Origin of the sequence: Dactylosporangium sp. CS-047395 (assembly GCF_050942185.1) — a bacterium.
In the GTDB taxonomy this organism is placed as follows: Bacteria; Actinomycetota; Actinomycetes; order Mycobacteriales; family Micromonosporaceae; genus Dactylosporangium.
This window is the reverse complement of record NZ_CP192015.1, coordinates 760,972-781,035: the sequence shown is the minus strand read 5'-3', so window position 1 is coordinate 781,035 and position 20,064 is coordinate 760,972. Positions and strand designations below refer to the sequence as shown.

Annotated in this window: 23 protein-coding genes; 11 read left to right on the top strand and 12 right to left on the bottom strand. The window is 72.1% G+C overall.

The features are described 5' to 3' along the window. The first annotated feature begins 38 nt into the window (after positions 1 to 38). Genes ACQP00_RS03670 through ACQP00_RS03660 form a run of 3 tightly spaced genes read left to right on the top strand, consistent with a single transcriptional unit; the run spans position 39 to position 2,281 of the window. Positions 39 to 656: a MarC family protein gene (locus ACQP00_RS03670; RefSeq protein WP_433214281.1), complete on the top strand. Its 618-nt coding sequence runs from the start codon at positions 39 to 41 to the stop codon at positions 654 to 656. 25 nt (positions 657 to 681) lie between these two features. Beyond that, the gene (locus ACQP00_RS03665; protein ID WP_433214278.1) at positions 682 to 1,509 is read left to right on the top strand and encodes a RecB family exonuclease; all 828 of its coding nucleotides are present in this window, start codon (positions 682 to 684) and stop codon (positions 1,507 to 1,509) included. Continuing rightward, complete coding sequence (locus tag ACQP00_RS03660) at positions 1,493 to 2,281, top strand: LLM class flavin-dependent oxidoreductase (RefSeq protein WP_433214275.1); 789 nt, start codon at positions 1,493 to 1,495, stop codon at positions 2,279 to 2,281. The genes ACQP00_RS03665 and ACQP00_RS03660 overlap by 17 nt, the downstream gene beginning before the upstream one ends. Here ACQP00_RS03660 and ACQP00_RS03655 read toward each other — a convergent pair whose 3' ends face one another. Then, the gene (locus tag ACQP00_RS03655; RefSeq protein ID WP_433214272.1) at positions 2,282 to 2,482 is read right to left on the bottom strand and encodes a DUF4190 domain-containing protein; all 201 of its coding nucleotides are present in this window, start codon (positions 2,480 to 2,482) and stop codon (positions 2,282 to 2,284) included. A gap of 84 nt (positions 2,483 to 2,566) precedes the next feature. Between ACQP00_RS03655 and ACQP00_RS03650 the strand changes: the two genes are divergently transcribed. After that, a complete protein-coding gene (locus ACQP00_RS03650) occupies positions 2,567 to 3,772 on the top strand; it encodes an acyl-CoA dehydrogenase family protein (protein ID WP_433214269.1) in 1,206 nt (401 codons plus the stop codon). Here the strand turns inward: ACQP00_RS03650 and ACQP00_RS03645 are convergent. Genes ACQP00_RS03645 through ACQP00_RS03625 form a run of 5 tightly spaced genes read right to left on the bottom strand, consistent with a single transcriptional unit; the run spans position 3,735 to position 7,590 of the window. Next, positions 3,735 to 4,163: a CoA-binding protein gene (locus tag ACQP00_RS03645; RefSeq protein WP_433214266.1), complete on the bottom strand. Its 429-nt coding sequence runs from the start codon at positions 4,161 to 4,163 to the stop codon at positions 3,735 to 3,737. The genes ACQP00_RS03650 and ACQP00_RS03645 overlap by 38 nt on opposite strands. A gap of 10 nt (positions 4,164 to 4,173) precedes the next feature. Then, positions 4,174 to 4,860, bottom strand: coding sequence for a hypothetical protein (locus tag ACQP00_RS03640; RefSeq protein ID WP_433214263.1), 687 nt, complete (start codon positions 4,858 to 4,860; stop codon positions 4,174 to 4,176). 43 nt (positions 4,861 to 4,903) lie between these two features. After that, positions 4,904 to 5,614, bottom strand: coding sequence for a hypothetical protein (locus tag ACQP00_RS03635; RefSeq protein WP_433214260.1), 711 nt, complete (start codon positions 5,612 to 5,614; stop codon positions 4,904 to 4,906). 57 nt (positions 5,615 to 5,671) lie between these two features. Then, entirely contained in the window at positions 5,672 to 6,583 is a 912-nt protein-coding gene (locus ACQP00_RS03630) for an SDR family NAD(P)-dependent oxidoreductase (RefSeq protein ID WP_433214257.1), read from the bottom strand. Between the two features lie 53 nt (positions 6,584 to 6,636). Beyond that, on the bottom strand, positions 6,637 to 7,590 hold the full coding sequence (locus ACQP00_RS03625; RefSeq protein WP_433214254.1) for an HpcH/HpaI aldolase/citrate lyase family protein: 954 nt from the start codon (positions 7,588 to 7,590) through the stop codon (positions 6,637 to 6,639). A gap of 73 nt (positions 7,591 to 7,663) precedes the next feature. Here ACQP00_RS03625 and ACQP00_RS03620 point away from each other — a divergent pair, with 73 nt between their 5' ends. Then, positions 7,664 to 8,488, top strand: a complete 825-nt coding sequence (locus ACQP00_RS03620; RefSeq protein WP_433223672.1) for an SDR family NAD(P)-dependent oxidoreductase — start codon at positions 7,664 to 7,666, stop codon at positions 8,486 to 8,488. Here ACQP00_RS03620 and ACQP00_RS03615 read toward each other — a convergent pair. Genes ACQP00_RS03615 through ACQP00_RS03605 form a run of 3 tightly spaced genes read right to left on the bottom strand, consistent with a single transcriptional unit; the run spans position 8,466 to position 10,277 of the window. Beyond that, positions 8,466 to 8,960: a hypothetical protein gene (locus ACQP00_RS03615; protein WP_433214251.1), complete on the bottom strand. Its 495-nt coding sequence runs from the start codon at positions 8,958 to 8,960 to the stop codon at positions 8,466 to 8,468. The genes ACQP00_RS03620 and ACQP00_RS03615 overlap by 23 nt on opposite strands. Before the next feature lie 13 nt (positions 8,961 to 8,973). Further along, complete coding sequence (gene amrA / locus ACQP00_RS03610) at positions 8,974 to 9,564, bottom strand: AmmeMemoRadiSam system protein A (RefSeq protein ID WP_433214248.1); 591 nt, start codon at positions 9,562 to 9,564, stop codon at positions 8,974 to 8,976. A gap of 20 nt (positions 9,565 to 9,584) precedes the next feature. Next, positions 9,585 to 10,277: an HAD family hydrolase gene (locus ACQP00_RS03605; RefSeq protein WP_433214245.1), complete on the bottom strand. Its 693-nt coding sequence runs from the start codon at positions 10,275 to 10,277 to the stop codon at positions 9,585 to 9,587. An 80-nt stretch (positions 10,278 to 10,357) separates the two neighbouring features. Between ACQP00_RS03605 and ACQP00_RS03600 the strand changes: the two genes are divergently transcribed. After that, positions 10,358 to 11,278, top strand: a complete 921-nt coding sequence (locus tag ACQP00_RS03600; RefSeq protein WP_433214242.1) for a DMT family transporter — start codon at positions 10,358 to 10,360, stop codon at positions 11,276 to 11,278. Here ACQP00_RS03600 and ACQP00_RS03595 read toward each other — a convergent pair. Next, positions 11,224 to 12,084 (bottom strand): PhzF family phenazine biosynthesis protein, encoded by an 861-nt coding sequence (locus tag ACQP00_RS03595; RefSeq protein ID WP_433214239.1) that lies wholly within the window; start codon positions 12,082 to 12,084, stop codon positions 11,224 to 11,226. The genes ACQP00_RS03600 and ACQP00_RS03595 overlap by 55 nt on opposite strands. Before the next feature lie 80 nt (positions 12,085 to 12,164). Here ACQP00_RS03595 and ACQP00_RS03590 point away from each other — a divergent pair, with 80 nt between their 5' ends. The 3 genes from ACQP00_RS03590 (at position 12,165) to ACQP00_RS03580 (ending at position 15,383) form a co-directional block, all read left to right on the top strand. Further along, positions 12,165 to 13,457: a magnesium transporter MgtE N-terminal domain-containing protein gene (locus ACQP00_RS03590; protein WP_433214236.1), complete on the top strand. Its 1,293-nt coding sequence runs from the start codon at positions 12,165 to 12,167 to the stop codon at positions 13,455 to 13,457. After that, on the top strand, positions 13,450 to 14,052 hold the full coding sequence (locus tag ACQP00_RS03585; protein ID WP_433214233.1) for a DUF1003 domain-containing protein: 603 nt from the start codon (positions 13,450 to 13,452) through the stop codon (positions 14,050 to 14,052). The genes ACQP00_RS03590 and ACQP00_RS03585 overlap by 8 nt, the downstream gene beginning before the upstream one ends. A 188-nt stretch (positions 14,053 to 14,240) precedes the next feature. Then, the gene (locus ACQP00_RS03580) at positions 14,241 to 15,383 is read left to right on the top strand and encodes an Mrp/NBP35 family ATP-binding protein (protein ID WP_433214230.1); all 1,143 of its coding nucleotides are present in this window, start codon (positions 14,241 to 14,243) and stop codon (positions 15,381 to 15,383) included. 347 nt (positions 15,384 to 15,730) lie between these two features. On the opposite strand, the gene ACQP00_RS03575 is transcribed toward ACQP00_RS03580, so the two are convergent. Together ACQP00_RS03575 and ACQP00_RS03570 are read right to left on the bottom strand one after the other, a co-directional pair. Next, on the bottom strand, positions 15,731 to 16,153 hold the full coding sequence (locus ACQP00_RS03575; protein WP_433214227.1) for a Sec-independent protein translocase subunit TatB: 423 nt from the start codon (positions 16,151 to 16,153) through the stop codon (positions 15,731 to 15,733). Between the two features lie 72 nt (positions 16,154 to 16,225). Further along, on the bottom strand, positions 16,226 to 17,584 hold the full coding sequence (locus ACQP00_RS03570) for a trypsin-like peptidase domain-containing protein (protein ID WP_433214224.1): 1,359 nt from the start codon (positions 17,582 to 17,584) through the stop codon (positions 16,226 to 16,228). A 136-nt stretch (positions 17,585 to 17,720) separates the two neighbouring features. Here ACQP00_RS03570 and ACQP00_RS03565 point away from each other — a divergent pair, with 136 nt between their 5' ends. After that, the gene (locus ACQP00_RS03565; protein ID WP_433214221.1) at positions 17,721 to 18,296 is read left to right on the top strand and encodes an O-methyltransferase; all 576 of its coding nucleotides are present in this window, start codon (positions 17,721 to 17,723) and stop codon (positions 18,294 to 18,296) included. Between the two features lie 41 nt (positions 18,297 to 18,337). Next, a complete protein-coding gene (locus ACQP00_RS03560) occupies positions 18,338 to 19,795 on the top strand; it encodes a DNA-3-methyladenine glycosylase family protein (protein WP_433214218.1) in 1,458 nt (485 codons plus the stop codon). Positions 19,796 to 20,064: the final 269 nt, after the last annotated feature.

Genomic DNA, 20,064 nt, shown 5'->3' with positions numbered 1-20,064 from the left:
GTATCCGCTCGATATGGGCCTGCTATGACAATCCGGTCGTGGATTTGAAGCTTCTCGGCGAGGTGTTCGTGACCCTGCTCGTCATCCTCGACCCGCCAGGGGCCGTGCCGATCTTCCTGGCCCTCACCGGGCAGATGGAGCGGCGGGCCCGGCACCGGGCGGCGCTGCAGGCCGTGCTCCTCGCGCTCGGGGTCATCGTGGCGTTCGCGGTGCTGGGCCGGCAGATCCTCGCCTACCTGCACATCGACCTGCCCGCGCTGCAGGGCGCCGGGGGTCTGCTGCTGCTCCTGGTGGCGCTCGAACTGCTCACCGGCAAGACCGACGACCCGCGGCAGGAGGTGACCTCCAACGTGGCGCTGGTGCCGCTGGGCACGCCGCTGCTGGCCGGGCCGGGCGCGATCGTGGCCACCATGCTGTTCGTGCGCCAGGCCCACACGGCCGGCCGATACGCCGCCGTCGCGCTGGGCATCGTCCTGGTGATGGCGGTCGTGTACCTCGTGCTGCGCTTCTCGGGAGTGCTGGTGCGCGTCCTGCGGCCCAGCGGGATCGAGGTCGTCACCCGGATCGCCGGCCTCCTGGTGGCCGCGATCGCCGTACAACTGCTGGCCGACGCGATCGGGGCGTTCGTGACGACCTATCTCCATTCGCCGCATTGATTTTTTGTCGTACCCGGCTGGCAGGATGCTGGGCGTGGAGCAGTTGGGACTTTTCGCATCACCGCCGCGGTTGTTCACGTGCACGCCGAGCAAGCTCGGGAGCTACGAGGACTGCCCGCGGCGCTACCGGTTCACCTACGTCGACCGCCCGGCCCCGCCGAAGGGCGCACCGTGGGCGCACAACTCGCTCGGCGCCTCGGTCCACACGGCGCTGAAGAACTGGTATGCGCTGGAGCCCGACCGACGCCGGCCCGAGGCGCTGCCCACCCTGCTCAAGGCGACCTGGGTCCGCGAGGGCTACAAGGACGACAACCAGGAGCGCGAGGTGTACCGCCGGGCGCTGGGCTGGCTCGAATCCTATGTGGACACCCTGGATCCGCAGGAGGACCCGGTCGGCGTCGAGCGCACGGTCGCGGCCCGGACCGAGACGCTCGCCCTGTCGGGCCGGGTGGACCGCATCGACCAGCGGGGCACCGAACTGGTCATCGTCGACTACAAGACCGGCCGCAACGGCGTCTCGGAGGACGAGGCGCGGGGGTCGCGGGCGTTGGCGCTGTACGCGATCGCCACCTCGCGGGTCTTCCGCAAGCCCTGCCACCGGGTCGAGCTGCACCATCTGCCGACGGGGACCGTGGCGGCGTTCGAGCACACCGACGCCTCGCTGGACCGGCACCTGCGGCGGGCGGAGGCGACGGCGGCGGACATCCTGGCCGACTCCGAGTTCGCGGCCCGGCCGGGACCGCAGTGCTCGTGGTGCGACTACCGGAAGGTGTGCCCGGAGGGTTCCTCCTCGCCGGCGCGCGATTCGTGGGCAGCGGTCGAGAGGGGGCCGGCGGATGCGGTTCGGGATTGACGTCTGCACGTTGGGCGAGTTCGCGGAGCCCGCGCTGGTCGTCGACATCGCGGTGGCGGCGGAGGCGGCGGGGTGGGAGGCGCTGTTCGTCTGGGATCACCTGGCCTTCGCGTGGGGGATGCCGTCGGCCGATCCCTGGGTGACGCTGGCGGCGGTCGCTCAGGCCACTTCCGACCTGCGCATCGGCACCGCGGTGACGCCCCTTCCCCGGCGCCGGCCACAGGTGGTGGCCAGCGCCCTGACCACGCTCGACCGGCTCAGCCGGGGCCGGGCGGTGCTGGGGGTGGGCATCGGCGGGGTGGACGTGGAATACACGGCGTTCGGCGAGAGCGCGGACCTCAAGTCGCGGGCCCGCCTGCTCGACGCCGGGCTGGAGACCGTCGCCGGCCTGCTCGGCGGGCAGAGCGTCGACGGCGTCACGCTGGCGCCGTTGCCGATCCAGCAGCCGCGGCCGCCGATCCTCGTCGGGGGCGCCGGCAGGGCCGCCCTGCGCCGAGCGGCCCGGTGGGACGGCTGGCTCGCGGCGGGCGATGACGAGGACGGGTCGATGACCACCTCGCCGGCCGAGATCGCCGCGGCCATCGAGCTCATCCGCCAGCAGCGCGACCCGGCGGCGGGGCCGTTCGAGGTGGTGCTGGTCGGGGCGTCCCGCGGGCCGGATGACCCGCTGCTGGCCGAATACGCCGACGCCGGGGTGACCCTCTGGCTCGAGCACATCCATCTGCGCCGCGACTCTCTGGAGGGCCTCATGCGCCGCATCGGCGACCGCTGATCAGGCGTAATAGATGATCGGCAGGCCGCAGACGACGAGCAGGACCGTGTAGCCCACGATCATCGCGGCCAGGGCCAGGCCGGCGCCGGGGCGGTGCTCGCGGCGGCATTGGGACCAGGCGATGTGCCCCATCAGGATGCCGAACGGCGGGATGAGGAAGGCGCAGATCAGGGCGGCTATCGACAGGCCGTTCACTCGCACCTGAGAACCATTTCACATGGTCTGTCGGCTTCGGAAGGTCGATACTCCTCGCATACCCGCCAGTAACTTCCAGGAGGTCTCCCCATGGCTCGGCTGGCACGGACGCCCGGACTCAGTGATGTGCAGGAGTCGATGCTGGAGACCGTGCGGGCCTTCGTCGACAAGGAGATCATTCCGCACGCGCAGCAGCTCGAGCACGACGATGTCTACCCGGCCGACATCGTGGCCGGGATGCGGGAGATGGGGCTGTTCGGGCTGACCATCGGCGAGGAGTACGGGGGACTCGGGGAGTCGCTGCTGACCTACGCGCTCGTCGTGGAGGAGCTCTCGCGCGGGTGGATGTCCGTCTCGGGAATCGTGAACACGCACTTCATCGTGGCGTACCTGGTGTCGCAGCACGGGTCCGAGGAGCAGAAGCGGCGGCTGCTGCCCCGGATGGCCACCGGCGAGGTGCGCGGGGCGTTCTCGATGTCGGAGCCCGGTACCGGGTCCGATGTGGCCGCCATCCGCAGCAAGGCCGTGGCCGACGGGGACGAGTGGGTGCTCGACGGGCAGAAGATGTGGCTCACCAACGGGGCGTATTCGTCCGTGGTGGCCACGCTGGTCAAGACCGAGGTCGGGGCCGAGTCCGTCTACGGGAACATGACGACGTTCCTGCTGGAGAAGGAGCCCGGGTTCGGGCTGAACGAGCAGCTGCCGGGGCTGAACATCCCCGGGAAGATCGAGAAGATGGGGTACAAGGGCGTCGAGACCACCGAGATGGTGCTCGACGGCGTGCGGGTGCCTGGATCAGCGGTGCTGGGCGGGGCCGAGAAGGTGGGGCGCGGCTTCTACCAGATGATGGACGGGATCGAGGTCGGGCGGGTGAACGTGGCCGCGCGGGCGTGCGGGATCTCGATTCGGGCGTTCGAGCTGGCCATCGCGTACGCGCAGCAGCGGCACACGTTCGGCCAGCCGCTGGTCAAGCACCAGGCGATCGCGTTCAAGCTGGCCGAGATGGCGACGAAGATCGAGGCGGCGCACGCGCTGATGGTCGGGGCGGCGCGGCTCAAGGACGCCGGGCAGCGCAACGACGTCGAGGCGGGCATGGCCAAGCTGCTGGCCAGCGAGTACTGCGCCGAGGTGGTCCAGGAATCGTTCCGCATCCACGGCGGGTACGGCTATTCCAAGGAGTACGAGATCGAGCGCCTGATGCGGGAGGCGCCCTTCCTGCTGATCGGCGAGGGCACGTCCGAGATCCAGAAGACGATCATCAGCCGCGGTCTGCTGCGGGAGTATCGGGCCCAGTGATCGCGTGCACCGCGCGGACGACCGCGATGCACGTGTTCTCCAGGAAGTCGACGCCGGCCTCGGCGGCCAGGGCTCGGCCCTCGGGGCTGTAGATGTCCTGCTGCAGCCAGATCGCGGGCGCGCCGATGGCCAGCGCGTCCTTGACGACCTGGGTCGCGTCGGCCGACGGGCGGAACACGTTGACCAGGTCGACCGGGAACGGAATGTCGGCCAACGTGCGGTAGGCGCGCTCGCCGAAGATCCGGTCGGCGAACGGGTTCACCGGCACGATGCGCCAGCCGTGGCGCTGGATCTGCAGCGGTACCGCATGAGCCGTCTTCCCCCGGTCCCGCGAAGCCCCCACGACGGCGATGGTCGCTGACTCGCGCAAAATCTGTGCAGCAGAACGCATGCCACCAAAGCTAGCGCGCGAGGAGGATCGGGCGCGGGCCTCCGTGCAGCCCGGCGGCGAGGCGCGCACTGAGCAGCAGCCCATGGACCCGCACGGCCTCCGCCGGGTCGCCGATCGCCGCGCGCGCAGAACCGTGGGTCTGGTAGTAGCCCAGCAGGTCCATGAGGAACAGCAGGCTGGCGTCGACCCCGGCCGGGCGCAGGGTCACCGGGCGGCGCTCGCCGGCGACGACCAGGTCGAGGCGCGGCACCGCGCGGTCGCCGTTGAGCTCGACCGAGGTGAGGGCTTCCCAGGTGTACCGGCGGCCGCGCACTTCGACCCCACCCGGGCTCAGCCGCAGCACGGAGGCGCCCCGCACCAGCCGCGTGACCAGGGACACGCCGACGCAGGCGGGCACCCCGGCGAGCAGCGCCACCGTCGGTATTCCGGCGAACAGCGCCGCCGCCGCGACCGTTGCGGCGAGGGCGAACGCGCGCCCCGCCCGGGCCGCGACCAGCGGCGGGGACGCGAAGAACTCGAACCCCGGGCGCACCGGCGGCTCCTCGCGGCGGCGCAGGTCGGTGAGCACGTGGCCGAGGCCGACGATCGCGATCGCGAGCAGGCCGAAGAGGATGAAGCCGTCGGACGCCACGGCGTGGATGAGCCCGGCCGCGGCCCCGACCAGCAGCGTCGGAACGACGACCCAGAGCCAGCGCATGGGTTCCAGCCTAGGAACGCCCGGACCCGGCCGCGTCGGGCGTTCAGGTGGCCTGGCGGGCGAGCGTGCCCCGCAGGCGCTCCAGCTCCTCCGGCAGGCCGATCGCGGCGCGCTGGGAGGGCTGCTCGACGTACGAGTGGATGGCCCGGAACAGGAACCACAGCGACACGTCGAGGGGCACGTCCTGCCCCGGCTGGAAGCGCTTGATCGGCCGCCCCTCGACCAGCTCCGGGCGGACGATCATCCACAGCGAGCTCTCCGGCCCCGGCCCGAGCGCCTCCCACGGGACGAACGTGCGCCCGCCGTCGATCGCCAGGCCGTGCGGGGTGAGCAGCAGCGGGCCGCTGCGGATCATGCGGAAGAGCAGCAGCAGTACCGTGCAGCCGTTGAGCACCAGGATCGCCCAGGCCATGGTCGGGACGATCCGGCCGGTCACCCGCAGGCCGTTGAGGGCCATGAGCAGCAGGGCGGCGCTGAGCAGGCCGTTGAACACGCACTGGCGGCGGAACGCGGGCAGCGCGGCGAACGCGGGCTCGCCGCGGAACAGCATGAGCCGGAACGTCGACGGGCCCCGCGTGCTGCGGGTGAGCTGGACCAGCCCGACCACGATGCCGAGCACGGTCAGCGGCTGCAGCACGATGATCAGGGGCAGGAACATCTCGGGCTCGCCGGACAGGAGCACGACCTCGCAGGCCGCCGCCACGACGGCCGGCGGTGCGAGCAGCACCACGTAGTCAGCCGGACGAGCCCCCATGTGGCCAAACATAGCCAGCAAAGCTGGACATTCGCTGACCGTGCGGTGGGTGCGGGCTCAGCGGTACTGGGCCTCCCGCACGCTGTTCCCGCCGTCGATCACGAGCATCTGGCCGGTGATGTAGGACGCGCCGGGCGAGCACAGGAACGCGATGGTGGCCGCGACCTCCTCCGGCGTGCCGGGGCGCCCCATCGGGGTGCCGAAGCCCTGCTTGAGCTCGACTAAGGTGGACGCGCCGGTGTGGATGATGCCGGGGGCGACCGCGTTGACCGTGATGCCGTCGGCCACCAGCTCCATCGCCAGGGCGCGGGTCAGCCCGACCACGCCGGCCTTGGCCGCGGCGTACCCGGCCTCGGCGGGCAGCGCGTTGACCGGCCCGGCGGTGGCCGCGAGGTTCACGATCCGGCCCCAGCCGTGCTCGGCCATGCCGCCGACGAAGGCCCGGCTGACCAGGAACGCGGTGGTGAGGTTGCGGTCGATCTCGCCGCGCCACTCCTCGTAGGTGAGCTGGGCCACCGGGCGCAGCACCTCGGGGCTCGCCTTGCTGGCCAGGCCGGCGTTGTTGACCAGGATGTCGACCGCGCCGAGCTGGTCGAGGATGGCGTCGGCGAGCGCGCCGACCTCGGCCTCGACGGTGAGGTCGGCAACGAAGCCGATCACGCCGAGCTCGCTGGCCCGGTCGTGGATGCGCCGCGTGGTCGACACGATGGCGACTGCCGCGCCCATCTGCTTGAGCCGCCGGGCGGTGGCGTAGCCGATGCCGTCCGGGCTGCCCGCCCCGGTGACCAGGGCCACCCGGCCGTCGAGCCGGTCGATCGCGGTCGGCTGCTCCTCCTCGACGGTCTCGCCGTCGAGGTCGGGGCCGCTGGACGGTACGGCGCGCAGGGTGCGCCGCGCGGAGGACGGCCGGCTCGCGTCGCGCCGGCCGCTCTTGCCGGCGGGGCCGCTGGAACGTAGGTCGGGTGCCATAGGGCAAATCCTGCCTGCCCGATACACCACCGGGCAATGCGACGCGCGTTTTCTCAGTTCGGCGGGGTGAATGAGGTTTTGCGAATCATCCCGGCGGCCCGCCCCTTGGCCGCGATGACCAGCGCCATCTTGCGGGAGGCCTCGTCGATCATCTCGTCGCCGAGCATGACGGCACCGAGCTTGCCGCCCTCCTCGGACGTGTAGTAGTCGTACGCGTCCAGGATGAGCTCGGCGTGGTCGTAGTCCTCCTGGTCGGGCGAGTACACCTCGTTGGCCGCGTCGATCTGGCCCGGATGCAGCACCCACTTGCCGTCGAAGCCCAGCGCCGCGCTGCGCCCGGCGACCTCGCGGAACGCGTCCACGTCGCGGATCTGCAGGAACGGCCCGTCGATGGCCTGCAGGTCGTGCATGCGGGCGGCCATCAGGATGCGCATGAGGATGTAGTGGTACGGGTCGCCCGGATAGCCGGGGATCAGCCCGCCGACGACCAGGGACCTCATGTTGATCGAGGCCATGAAGTCGGCCGGGCCGAAGATGATGGTCTCCACGCGCGGGCTGGCGGCGGCGATGGCGTCCACGTTGACGAGCCCCGCGGCGTTCTCGATCTGCGCCTCGATGCCGATCCCGCCGACCGGCAGGCCCATGGTCTTCTCGATCTGGGTGAGCGTCAGGTCGAGCCACTCGATCTGCCCGGCGCTCTGCACCTTGGGCAGCATCACGGCGTCCAGATTCGCGCCGGCGCCCTCGACGACCTCGATGACGTCGCGGTACGTCCACGGCGTGGTCAGATCGTTCACGCGCACGACCCGCGTCTTGCCGGCCCAGTCCCCCTCGTTCAGGGCGGCCACGATGTTCTTGCGGGCCGCGGGCTTGGCCAGCGGCGCGACCGCGTCCTCCAGGTCGAGGAACACCTGGTCGGCCGGGAGTCCCTGGGCCTTGCCGAGCATCTTCACGCTCGATCCGGGGACGGCGAGGCACGAGCGGCGCGGTCGTCCGAGGGCGGCCATGGCGGGCTCCTTAGCGAAGGTTCAGGCGGCTACCAAACGGTAACCTCGGGGCGTGAGTACACAGAACTCCCCTGTGGGAGATCTCACCGGCCGTACGGTGGTCATCACCGGGGCCAGCTCCGGCATCGGTCTGGCCGCCGCCGTCGACATGGCTCGGCGCGGCGCCAACCTGGTCCTGGTGGGCCGCACTCCGGCCCGCCTGGAGGCGGCAGCCACCGCGGTCAGGGCGGCGGCGAACGGCCGCACGATCCCCGCGTACCGCAGCGACTTCGCCAAACTCGACGACGTCCACGTGCTGGTGGACCACCTCCGCCAGCGCCACGAGCGCATCGACGTGCTCGCCAACAACGCCGGCGGCGTGGTGCGCGGCCACCGCGTCACGCCCGACGGCTTCGATGCCACCCTGCAGACCAACCACCTGGCCGCGTTCCTGCTCAGCAGCCTGCTCCGGGAGCAGTTGCGGGGCGGCCGGATCATCAACACCGCCTCCGGCGCGCACGCGATGGGCGCGCTGGACCCCGCCGACCTGCGGGGCGGGCGCAAGCGCGGGCTGTGGCGGACGTACGGCTCGGCCAAGCAGGCCAACATCCTCTTCGCCGCCGAGGCCGCGCGGCGCTGGCCGGACATCATGTCGGCCTCGTACCACCCGGGCTTCGTCCGCAGCCGCTTCGGCGCCTCGATCGGCGTGAACCTCGCGGCCCGGCTGGCGCCGTTCGCCCGCACGCCCGAGCAGGGCGCCGACACGCTGACCTGGCTGGCCGCCACACCGGCCGGGCAGCTGACGTCCGGCGGGTACTACATGGACCGCAAGCTGTCCCGGCCCAACCGGGCGACCGACGACCCCGCCCTGGCCGCGCGGCTGTGGGAGGAGAGCCTCAGCGCCGTGGGTCTTTCGTAGCCCCGCGGACCTTGTGCAACCGGAACGGCCGGCGCGGGATGCGGGTGGCCGGGGTCGGTCGCGGCGGGGCGGCCTGAGCATCCTCGGGCAGCTCCGCCGAGCCGGCCGCCGGGGTCAGCCGGCTGACCACGCAGCGCTCGGCCCAGCCGCGGGCCAGGTCCTCGGCACCGCCGGTGCCGTTGAGGCGCTTGCCGGCCAGCTGGGGCACCAGCTCGGCCCAGGCCTCGTCGTCCGGCGCGATCCGGGTGACCTCGGCCGGGAACGTGACGATCCGCCCGCCGTGGTCGCCGCGCAGGCTCACCTCGGCCGTGGCCGCCTCGGCCAGGCCGGGGACCGCCTGCTCGCCCTCGCCGCTGACCACGAGCAGGGCGCCGCCGAGCCAGGCGCACCACACGAGCGTGGCGGGCCGGCCGCCGATGCCGATCCAGGCGACCGCGGCCTTCTTCGCCGCCTCTTCGACCAGCGCGTCCATGCCGGACATCCAATCACGGCCCGATCGGATCGCGCGGCGCCTTGTCGTGGAACTCGGTGGAGCCGTACCGCAGCGCCTGCAGCTCTTCCGGCCACTCCCCCGCGGGCCAGCCGCCCTTGCGCAGCAGCGCGTCGACGAACTGCCCCGGCTCGCTCACCTTGGCCCAGACCGAGGGCAGGAAGGTGGCCCGCCGCCCGTCCTCGCGCAGGATCAGCCCGTCCACGCCCGGGCGCAGCGCGGCGAGCAGCTCGTCCCGCGACCGCGCCGCGATCGGCTCCGGATGGCTCAGGATCGACACCTTCACGTCCAGCGCCGGCCAGTCCTCCCCGGTGACCGGGGGCAGCCGCGGGTCGCGCATGGCCTGCACCGCGTTGCGCACCACGTCGCGGTGCAGCGGCTGGACCGGCTCCAGGCTGCCGACGCACCCGCGCAGTGCCCCCGCGCGTTCCAGGGTCACGAACGAGGCGCCGTCGGCCTGCAGCGGGCTGTCCGGCGCGATCGTCGACGTCAGGCGGGTGCTCGTCAGCCGTGCGTGTATGGCGTCCGCGGCCAGGCGGGCGAGGAATCGGCCATCCGTCAGCGACAGCGTCGCCGTCACGGTCACGCCCACAGCATAGGCGCGTTTCAGGCCACCAGCATGGGCGTTCCGACCAGGTCCAGGACGGCCTCCAGGGAGGTGACGACCCGCCCCCGCCAATCCGGCTCGGCGTGGAAGGTCAGGTGTCCGCCCAGGTCAGGAGCCCGCAGTTGGACCGCCGTGAGCCCGAACCGGGTCGCGCCGGTCAGCTCGCGGCTGCCGCCGTCGCCCACGTACAGGCAGCGGGCCGGATCGACGTCGAGCTGCGCGCAGGCGGTCGCGTACATCGCGGCGTGCGGCTTGGTGTGCCCGACCTGGCACGAGTAGACGGCGGTGTCGATCACGTCGGCCAGCGGCGTGCGCGGCAGGAGCAGCGGCAGCTCGAACCAGCAGTCGCTGACGATCGCGATGCGCACCCCGGCGGCGCGGAGCGTTCGCAGCACACTCAGCGCCTCCGGCCGCAGCGGCGCGTCGGCCAGCACCGTCTCCAGCCGCAGCTCGAGCGCCGCCCGCAGCTGTGCGGTGCTCGGCTCCACGCCCAGTTCGGCGCAGAGGCGGCGCAGGCCGGCCAGGTGGCTGCCGTAGCCGCCGCGGGCCCGCTCGTCGTAGGTCCGGTCCAGCACGGCCAGCCACTCGGCCGGGTCCACGCCGAGCACCTCAGCCGTGCGCCGATGGCCCCCACCTCGGCGAACCGCGCTGGTACAGGTGTTGAAATAGTCAAAACAGACGGCGTCGATCACCGTTCGGCCCCCCTCATGTCCTCCGAACGGTCTACCTGGTCGCTGTGGCGGCCTGTGTCGGATCAACGACAATTCGCACCATGCGCAAGGTCGGTCTCACCACCATCGCCGCCCTCGTCGTCGCGATCGTGGCGGTGTCGGCCTCGGCGCCCATGATCGCCTTCGCGGCCGCGCCCGCGCTCGCCATCGCGTTCTGGCGCAACGCGCTCGGCACGGCCGCGCTGGCCCCGGCCGCACTGCTGGGGCGGCGGGGCGAGCCGGGCCGGTTGCGCGGCGCGCTCGGCGTGACCGTGCTGTCCGGCGTCTTCCTGGCCGTGCATTTCGGCACCTGGGTGCCCAGCGCCAAGCTGACCAGCGTGGCCATGTCGGTGGCCCTGGTGTCCACCACGCCGGTGTGGACCGCCCTGGTCGCGGCCGCGCGCGGGGTGCGGGTGCCGGGGAGCACGTGGGCCGGCATCGGGATCGCGGTGGCCGGCGTGGCCCTGGCCACCGGAGCCGACCCCGATCTGTCGGGGCGGGCGCTGCTGGGCGACGCGCTGGCGCTGGCCGGTGGCATCGCCGCGGCCGGCTACACGCTGCTCGGCGAGCGCGCGCGGGCGACCCTGCCGACGACCGTGTACGCCTCGGTCTGCTACTCGGTCTGCGCGCTGATCCTGCTGGTGGTGTGCGTGGCGAGCGGGACGGAGCTCTGGGGGTACACCTGGGAAACCTGGATCGCGATCGCGGGCATGACGATCGGGCCTCAGCTCCTCGGCCACACGTTGATCAATTACTCGCTGCACCGGGTGAGCGCGACCACGGTCGCCGTGCTGCTCCTGCTGGAAGTGCCGGGCGCCCTGGTCATCGCGTGGCTGCTGCTCGGGCAGCTGCCGGCCGCGCGCACCCTGCCGGGCATCGCGATCCTGCTGGCCGGCGTGGCCGTGGTCGTCCTGGGCGCCCGGCGCCGTCAGCCCACGAAGGGCGGCACGATCATCTCGCCGGAGGCGATCGGCACCACGTGACCGGCGACGGTGGCCGAGACGGCGGCGCCACCCGACGCCGTCACCGTGCAGTGCAGCGCCGAGGGGCGGTGGATTTCCAAGCCTTGGGCGATCTCGTACTGCGCTGTGCCCTCGCCCGCCACCAGCCCGCTGGTCACGAGCCAGACCCCGAGCCCCATCGCGGCCGAACCGGTCGCCGGGTCCTCGGCCACGCCGACGTCCGGGACGAGCACCCGCACGTGCGCGAGGTGCCGCTCGGCGTCCCAATGGAAGACGCTGAGGTTGTCCACGGGCCGCAGCAGCTGCACGCGCTGGACGGCCTCGTCGGTCACCGACAGGAACGTGAACTCCAGCCCGCATCCGGCCTTGCGCGGGGCCGGGCCGAGGTAGTCGGCCTCGGTCAGCCCGATCGACTCCAGCAGCGGCTGCGGGTCGAGGGCGGGTCCGACGGTCGGCGTGCCGCCGGTGACGGTCGCGGCGCCGTGCACCTCGTCCACGTGGATCGGCAGCAGCCCCGCGCCGCACTCCTGCACCACGTCCGGGCCCTTGATCAGCCCGTCCCGGACCAGCGTGACGGCGACGCCGACGGTCGGGTGCCCGGCGAAGGGCAGCTCCGTGCCGGGGGTGAAGATCCGGGCCCGGTACGTGGCGTTGCTGCCCGGGCTCGCCGGCAGTACGAAAATGGTCTCGGAGAGGTTGAACTCGCGCGCGATGGCCTGCATCTGCTCGGTCGCGAGGTCCTTGGCGTCGTAGACGATCGCCAATGGGTTGCCGGTGAAGGGCCGATCGGTGAAGACGTCCACAATCGAGTACCGCACCATGCTCATGGGCTCAGCCTATTGGCCTGCGGACCGTGTGGTTCGGTCCAACGCTTGCTTTGTGGCCCCTTTCAGTAGGCTTGAGCCTCGTGAGTACTGCGCCGCGGGTCTACATCGCGCGCCTCGCGGGCCTGAGCGTGTTCGATCCGAACGGTGACCAGGTCGGCCGGGTGCGGGACGCGGTCGCGCGCGCCCGCACCGGCAACCAGCCGCCGCGGGTGGTCGGGCTGGTCGCCGAGATGCCCATGCGCCGCCGCATCTTCCTGCCCATCGGGCGGATCACCGCCATCGAGCCCGACGCCGTGGTGCTCAACACCGGCACGCTGAACCTGCGCCGCTTCGAGAAGCGCCCGGGCGAACTGCTGGTGCTGGAGGACTTCATGGACCGGCACGTGACGATGGCCGCGACCGGGCGTACCGGTGCGGTGGTCGACGTGGCCATGGACGCCGACCGGGCCGGCGAGTGGTCGCTGTCGCGGGTCGCGGTGCGCGAGTTCACCGGCCGGCTCACCCGCCGCGGCCACCTCAACCAGCTCGAGTGGGGTGAGGTGACCGGGCTCACCGGGGAGCCGGAGACCCAGGGCACCGCCGGGCTGCTCGCGGTGCTGGACAACATGCGCCCGGCCGACCTGGCCAACGTCCTGCAGGACCTCTCCGAGACCCGGCGGGTCGAGGTCGCGGCCGCGCTGGACGACGAGCGCCTGGCCGACGTGCTGGAGGAGCTGCCGGAGCACGACCAGCTGGAGATCATCACCTCCCTGGAGCCGCAGCGGGCCGCCGACGTGCTGGAGGAGATGGACCCGGACGACGCCGCCGACCTGCTCGCCGAGATGCCCAAGCCGGAGCAGGAGGTGCTGCTGGACCTCATGGAGCCCGACGAGGCGCAGCCGGTCCGGGCCCTGCTGGAGTACGAGCCGGGGACCGCCGGTGCGGTGATGACCTCCGAGCCGATCGTCATGGCGCCCGACAACACCGTCGCCGAGGCGCTGGCCCGTATCCGGGAGCCGCAGCTGTCGCCCGCGGTCGCCGCCGGCGTGTTCGTCACGCGGCCGCCGATGGCCACGCCGACCGGGCGGTACCTCGGCGTCGTGCACTTCCAGCGGCTCCTGCGCGAGCCGCCGTCGGCCCTGCTCGGCGGGGTGGTCGACAACGACATCGAACCGCTGTCGCCGGAGCTCCCGCTGGCCGAGATCACCCGGCGGATGGCGACCTACAACCTGGTGGTGATGCCCGTGGTCGACGACAACGACAAGCTGGTCGGCGCCGTCACCGTCGACGACGTCCTCGACCACCTGCTGCCCGAGGACTGGCGGGACCGCGATCACGCCGAGCCCATCGCGCCGATCTCCCTGAACGGCGGAAACGGTGGGTCCCGTGGCTGAACGCAGTGAGCGCAAGCGGCTCGATCAGCCGCGGGACACGCGCATCAGCCTGCCGCGGTTCGACCCGGAGGCCTTCGGGCAGTGGTCGGAGGGCATCGCCCGGTTCATGGGCACGGCGAAGTTCCTCGTGTACATGACGATCGTGATCCTGGGCTGGATCGCCTGGAACACGCTCACGCCGAAGAGCTGGCAGTTCGACCCGTACACGTTCACGTTCCTGACGCTGATCCTGTCGCTGCAGGCCTCGTACGCTGCGCCGCTGATCCTGCTCGCGCAGAACCGGCAGACCGACCGGGACCGGCTGGCGGCGGAGGAGGACCGGCGGCGGGCGGCGGCGCAGAAGGCGGACACGGAGTACCTGGCCCGGGAGATCGCGGCGCTGCGCATCGCGCTCGGCGAGGTGGCGACGCGGGACTTCCTGCGCTCGGAGCTGGCCCGGGTGGCCGAGGAGCTGGACGAGGCGGCGGACCGGCGGGCGAAGGCGGAGCGCAAGAAGGTCCGCAAGGCGCTCGGCTCGCTGTCGGATCCGCTGGCGCTCGACGAGCCGGACGACGTCGTGGACTCCGACGAGCCGCCGCGTCGCCATAAGCGCTGAGGTCTTTGTATTACGCCCCCGCGCCTCAAGGGGCGAGGCGCGGGGGCGGGTAAACGATGATCCCATCGGGTTCGGTGCGGCGACAACCCCCGCGGGGGGACATCATTCGCTTATCGGGCGTGTGACGCGTTCCTCGTGCGAGCTCGACGAGGCGGGCCGGGCGGGTGGCCCGACGTACGATGGCACGCATGTCAGCCCCGGCCACCACCGTCGAAGACGCGATCACCGCTGCGCTCGCGACCGTCGACGATCCCGAGATCCGCCGGCCCATCACCGACTTGGGCATGGTCCGCGACGTCACCCTCCGACCGGACGGGATCGCCGTCATCGGCCTCCTGCTCACGGTGGCCGGCTGCCCGCTGAAGGACAAGCTCCGCTCCGACATCACGCGCGCGGTCGGCGCCGTGGACGGTGTCGCCGGGGTCGAGGTCGAGTTCGGCGTGATGACCCCCGAGCAGCGCAAGGACCTGCAGTCCAGCCTGCGCGGCGACGTGCAGGAGCCGGTCATCCCGTTCTCCCAGCCCGGCTCGCGCACCCGCGTCTACGCGGTGGCCAGCGGCAAGGGCGGCGTCGGCAAGTCCAGCGTGACCGTGAACCTCGCCGCCGCGCTCGCCGCCCGGGGCCTGGCCGTCGGCGTGGTCGACGCCGACATCTACGGCCACTCGGTCCCCCGCATGCTCGGCGCGGACGGCCGCCCGACCCAGGTCGAGTCCATGATCATGCCCCCGTCGGCGCACGGCGTGAAGGTCATCTCGATCGGCATGTTCACCCCCGGCAACGCCGCCGTCGTCTGGCGCGGCCCGATGCTGCACCGCGCGCTGCAGCAGTTCCTGGCCGACGTGTACTGGGGCGACCTCGACGTCCTGCTCCTCGACCTCCCCCCGGGCACCGGCGACGTGGCCATCTCGCTGGCCCAGCTGCTGCCGTCGGCGGAGATCCTGGTCGTGACGACCCCGCAGGCCGCCGCGGCCGAGGTGGCGGAGCGGGCGGGTTCCATCGCCCTGCAGACCCACCAGCGCATCGTGGGCGTCGTGGAGAACATGTCCTGGCTGGAGCTTCCGGACGGCCAGCGGATGGAGGTCTTCGGCGCGGGTGGCGGCCAGACGGTGGCTGACTCCTTGACCCGGGCCGTGGGGGCGAAGGTGCCGCTGCTGGGGCAGATTCCGCTCGACACGCGGCTGCGGGAGGCGGGGGACGAGGGTCTTCCGCTGGTACTGGCTACGCCGGACGCTCCGGCTGCTCAGGCGCTCGCTTCGGTGGCTGACAAGTTGGCGTTGCGGCGGGAGAGCCTGGTGGGGAAGCCGCTCGGCCTCAAGCCGGCTGGGCGCTGACGCTCTTTGTTGCTGACGGCGGTCTCTTTGGGGCCGCCGGTTGTGCTGGTTTGCTGACGGCGGTCTCTCGGGGCCGGCCGGTTGTGCTCGTTTGCCGACGGCGGTTTTGGCACCGGGCCGTTTGTGCTGGTCAACGAAATGTCGGGCGCTGGCGCGCCGCGACATTTCCTGATTTTTCGCCTGACGGGGCATAAATCCGTTATGTCGCGATGCGGAGCGTCCGACATAACGGACAAAAAGCTTTTCACGCGCGGATTAGGCGACTGTGCTTGAGAACGCGCGGACGGCCTTTACGCGCGGACCAGGTGACTGTGCTTGAGAAGGCGCGGACGGCCATTACGCGCGGATCAGGTGACGTCGTCCCACGAGGCACGGACGGCCGGCTGTGTCGCCGGTGCGGTGGCCGGGGTCGGCGCGGAGGCGGTCACGTTCTTGGCGGCCGAGGCGGCGTCCTGGGCGTCCTTCTTGACCTGGTCGGCCACCCCGCGGACGTCGTCGTAGATGCCCTGCAGCGGCTTGCGCAGCGCGGCCTCGTCCTCCTCGCTGAGCAGGTGCTTGCGCAGGAAGGTCTTCGGGTGCAGGTCCTCGAGCTGGATGTCGGTGCCGAGCTCCTTGCTCAGGTCGCCGGTGGCGTTGCGGGCCATGGTGCGGACCTGGCGCAGCATGCGTACGCCGTCGCTGATCGCCTTGGGCAGGCGGTCCGGCCCGAAGATGAACACACCGACCAGGATGATGACCAGAATCTCCCAGCCGCCCACGTCGAAGCCCATGCGCCGGCCCTCCCCTTGCTCTCGCCTGCCAGACTACGCACTCCCCCGCCGGTTCCGGGAGGGTCCGTCACGTCACTTCGCGTCGGCGACGAGCGTGACGGAGGCCTTGGCTCTGGCGGTACCGCGGAGATATTGCACTTCGACGGTGTCCCCGGGTGCGTATTTGCGGATCAGGGCCGTGAGGTCCCACGACTCCTCGATCGGCTTGCCGTTGACCGCCAGAACCACGTCGCCGGTCTTGAGCCCGCCCGCCTCGGCCGGTCCGCCCGCCTCGACCGTGGCCAGGCGCGCGCCGCCGGCCGGGTTCTGGTAGGAGTTGTCGACCTGCACGCCCATCACGGTGCGGCGGGCCTTGCCGGTGTTGATGATGTCGGTGGCGATCCGGCGGGCGTGGTTGATCGGGATGGCGAAGGCCAGGCCGACGTTGCCCGCGCTGGCCTGGTCCTCGGAGAGGGTGCCGATCACGGAGTTGATGCCGATCACGCGACCGGCGGCGTCGAAGAGCGGGCCGCCCGAGTTGCCCTGGTTCACCGCGGCGTCGGTCTGGATCGCGGAGTAGTACCGGGCCGTGCCGCCCTCGCTGGTGCGGATCGGGCGGTCGAGGTAGCTGACCACGCCGTACGTCACGGTGCTGGTCAGGCCGAGCGGCGCCCCGACGGCCACGACCGGGTCGCCGACCTGCACGGAGTCGGAGTTGCCGAACTCGACCGGCACCAGCTTGCCGTCGGGCAGGCCGTTGGTGTCGATCTTCAGTACCGCGATGTCGGACTCGGGGTCGGTGCCCACCACGCTCGCCGGTGCGACGGAGGCGTCGCTGAAGCGGACGGTGGCCGTACCGGTGCCGCCTTCGACGACGTGGTTGTTGGTGATCACGTGGCCGTCGGCGCTCACGACGAAGCCGGAGCCCAGGGACGTGCCGTTGCCGACCCGGATGCTGATCGTGACGACGCTCGGCAGGACCTTCTTGACCAGGGCGGCCAGCGACTCGGGGGCGCGATTGTTCAGCGGGGCGTTGCCGAGCTGGTTGCCGCCGAGGACCGACCCTCCTCCGCCGACCGCGAAGACGTAGCCGAGGGTGCCGCCGAGCGCGCCGGCGAGCAGGGCGGTGACGATGGAGACGACGAGTACGAGACCGATGCCGACGCGCGGACCGGTGGACGGGGGCGGCGGCTTCTCCAGCTCCGGCGCTTCGTCCTGGGGCGCCTTGACCACCACGACGGGTGCGTCGGGATCACGCCACGGGTCCGCCAGCGCGTCGGACCACCAGCTGTTGGCCGCGGGCTGCGGTGCCGTGGCCTGCGGCGAGTTGGGCGCAGCCCAAGTTGGGCGCGCCCCCCAGCCGGTGTTGCTGGCCGGCGCGCCGGGGCCCGGCTGCCGCCAGGCCGAACCGTCTGTCACGATCGGCTCCTCCGTCCGTTTCGCATCCAGCATTACACGACCCGGCTTGAAGCATGCGCGGGCGCGGTCTCCTAGGCTTGCGGTCAATCGACTTCTCTTTAAGGGGTGTCCCATTACCGCCTCCGCTCGGACCGCTGACTTCATCGACGGCTTCGTCGCCGAGGACCCGGTGCTCGCGGCCGCTCGCGAGCAGGCGTTCGAGCTGGGCATCAGCGCGGTGAGCCGGGGCTGCGGGGCGACCCTGCGGGTGATCGCGGCGGTGAGCAACGCCAAGGCGGTCGTCGAGGTCGGCACCGGCACCGGGGTGAGCGGCGGCTGGCTGCTGCGCGGGATGCGCCGCGACGGCGTGCTCACCACCATCGACTTCGAGGCCGAGCACCAGCGCATCGCGCGCCGGGTGTTCTCCGCCGCCGGCAACCCGCCGTCGCGCACGCGGATCATCACCGGCCGGGCCCTCGACGTGCTGCCGCGGCTCGCCGACCGGGCCTACGACCTGGTGTTCGTCGACCACGACCAGAGCGAGTACGGCCCGGTGGTGGCCGCCGCCGAGCGCCTCCTGCGGCCGGGCGGCACCCTGGTCCTGGCCGATGCCCTGGCCGGCGGACGGGTCAGCGATCCCACGGTTCGAGACGCGGAGACGGTACTGCTTCGTGAGGCGGTCAAGGCCCTCCGCGAGAGCGATGCCTGGGTGCCGGCCCTCCTGCCCCTCGGCGACGGTTTGCTGATCGCCGCTCGCGCACAGTAGCGCTCCGCAAAATTGTCGTACCCGTGTTCGAAGATACGGGCATGACAGAACTCGGCATCATCACCCGGACGATCCTCTCGGCCACCGCCCCCTATGACCTGCGCTCCTCCCTGCGAGCGCTCGCCGACTTCCGCCCCGCGCAGCGCGACATCGCCCTCGACCCGGCCGGCTCGGTGCGCCGCGCCTTCCCGCACCCCAGCGACCCGGAGGCGGCCGTGGTCGTCGAGGTCGCCGAGCGCGACGACGGCGCACCCGGGGCCGGGCTGACCGTCTTCAGCGCCGATCCACTCGACGGCCCCGACCTCGACGCGGTCCGAAGACGGGTCTCGGCCTGGCTCGGGCTGGACGACGACCGGGCCGAGTTCCTGACCCGGGCCGACGCCGACGAGCCGGTCCGGCCGCTGCTCGCCCTGGCGCGGGGCCTGCACCAGGTCAGGTTCTCGAGTCTGGCCGAGGGAGTGGTGTACTTCACGCTCCTGCAAAACTCCACCCAGTGGTTCGCGACCCTGGGCAAGCGCCGGCTCACCCTCTACTTCGGAATCCCGGCCTCCGTGGACGGCCAGGATTTCACCGCCATCCCCGACCTGCCCAGCCTGTCGCGGCTCACGGCGTTCGAGGTGCGGCCGTTCGTCCAGGGCCGCAACAAGGCGGAGCGGCTGGTCCAGGTGCTCGCGGGGGTGGCCGCGCTGGACGAGGAGCTGCTCCGGACGGGCCCCTACGGCGAGGCCCGGGACGCGTTGCTCTCGGTGCGGGGCATCGGCGACTACACGGCGCACGCCCTGCTGCTGCGGGTCCTCGGACGGCCGGATGCGGTGCCGTTGGAGATGGAGCAGTACCGGCATACGGCGCGCGCGGTCTACGGCGAGGACACGCCGTCGCCGGACGAACTGCGGGAGTGGTACGGGCCTTGGATCGGCTGGTGGGCTTATACCTGCCGGGCCGCGTTGACCTGGATCGACCAGGACCGGACGGAGCGCGAACGCGCGGAGCGCACGCGGCGGCGCTCCGCTTCGGCGCGGAGACCGCGGTCGACGGCGTGGAGCACCCACCCGCCGCGCTCGGCGCCGCGGCATCCGGCGCCGTGGAGCCCGCAGGACCCGGGCTGCGTCGCCGACGACCTGGCGACGGCCGCCCCGCGCACTGTCGCCGACGACCTGGCGGCCATTGAACCAGGCAGCGTTGCCGACGACCTGGCGACCGCCGTTCCGCGCGACTTGGGCAACCCGGGCGGCTCGGATGTGGCTGGGCTGGACGGTTTGACTGCGGCCGAGCTGGACGAGCGAGCCACGGCCGACCTGCACAGCTTGGTCGAGCCCGGGCGCAACGACTTGGCCGGGCGTGGGCTCAACGGCTTGGCCGCGCAGGGGCTCACCGACTTGGCCGGGACCGCATTGGACGAGGCGGCGGCTTCGCAGTCAGCGGACGGGCAGCTCTTGGCGGCAGCCGACGATCTGATGGCGGAGCAGGGCGACCGGTCCGTGGTGTTCGCAGCCGGCTGAGCCGAGGTTGTTCGCGGCCGGGCTGACCGCGGCGGCAACGCGACTGGGCCCCGTCCACGTGCGGCGGGGCCCAGGACGGTCAGAAGGTCAGCTCCCGGCCGGCGGCACCACGCACGAGCGGGTGCCCCGGAATGCGGGCGGCGGTCAGAACGTCGGCTCCCGGTGGCGGCACCCACGCGCAGGAGGCTGGAGCCGTGCCCCGGAGCGCGGGCGGGTGGAGCCGTGCCCCGGAGCGCGGGCGGCGGTCAGAAAGTCAGCTCCCGGTCGGC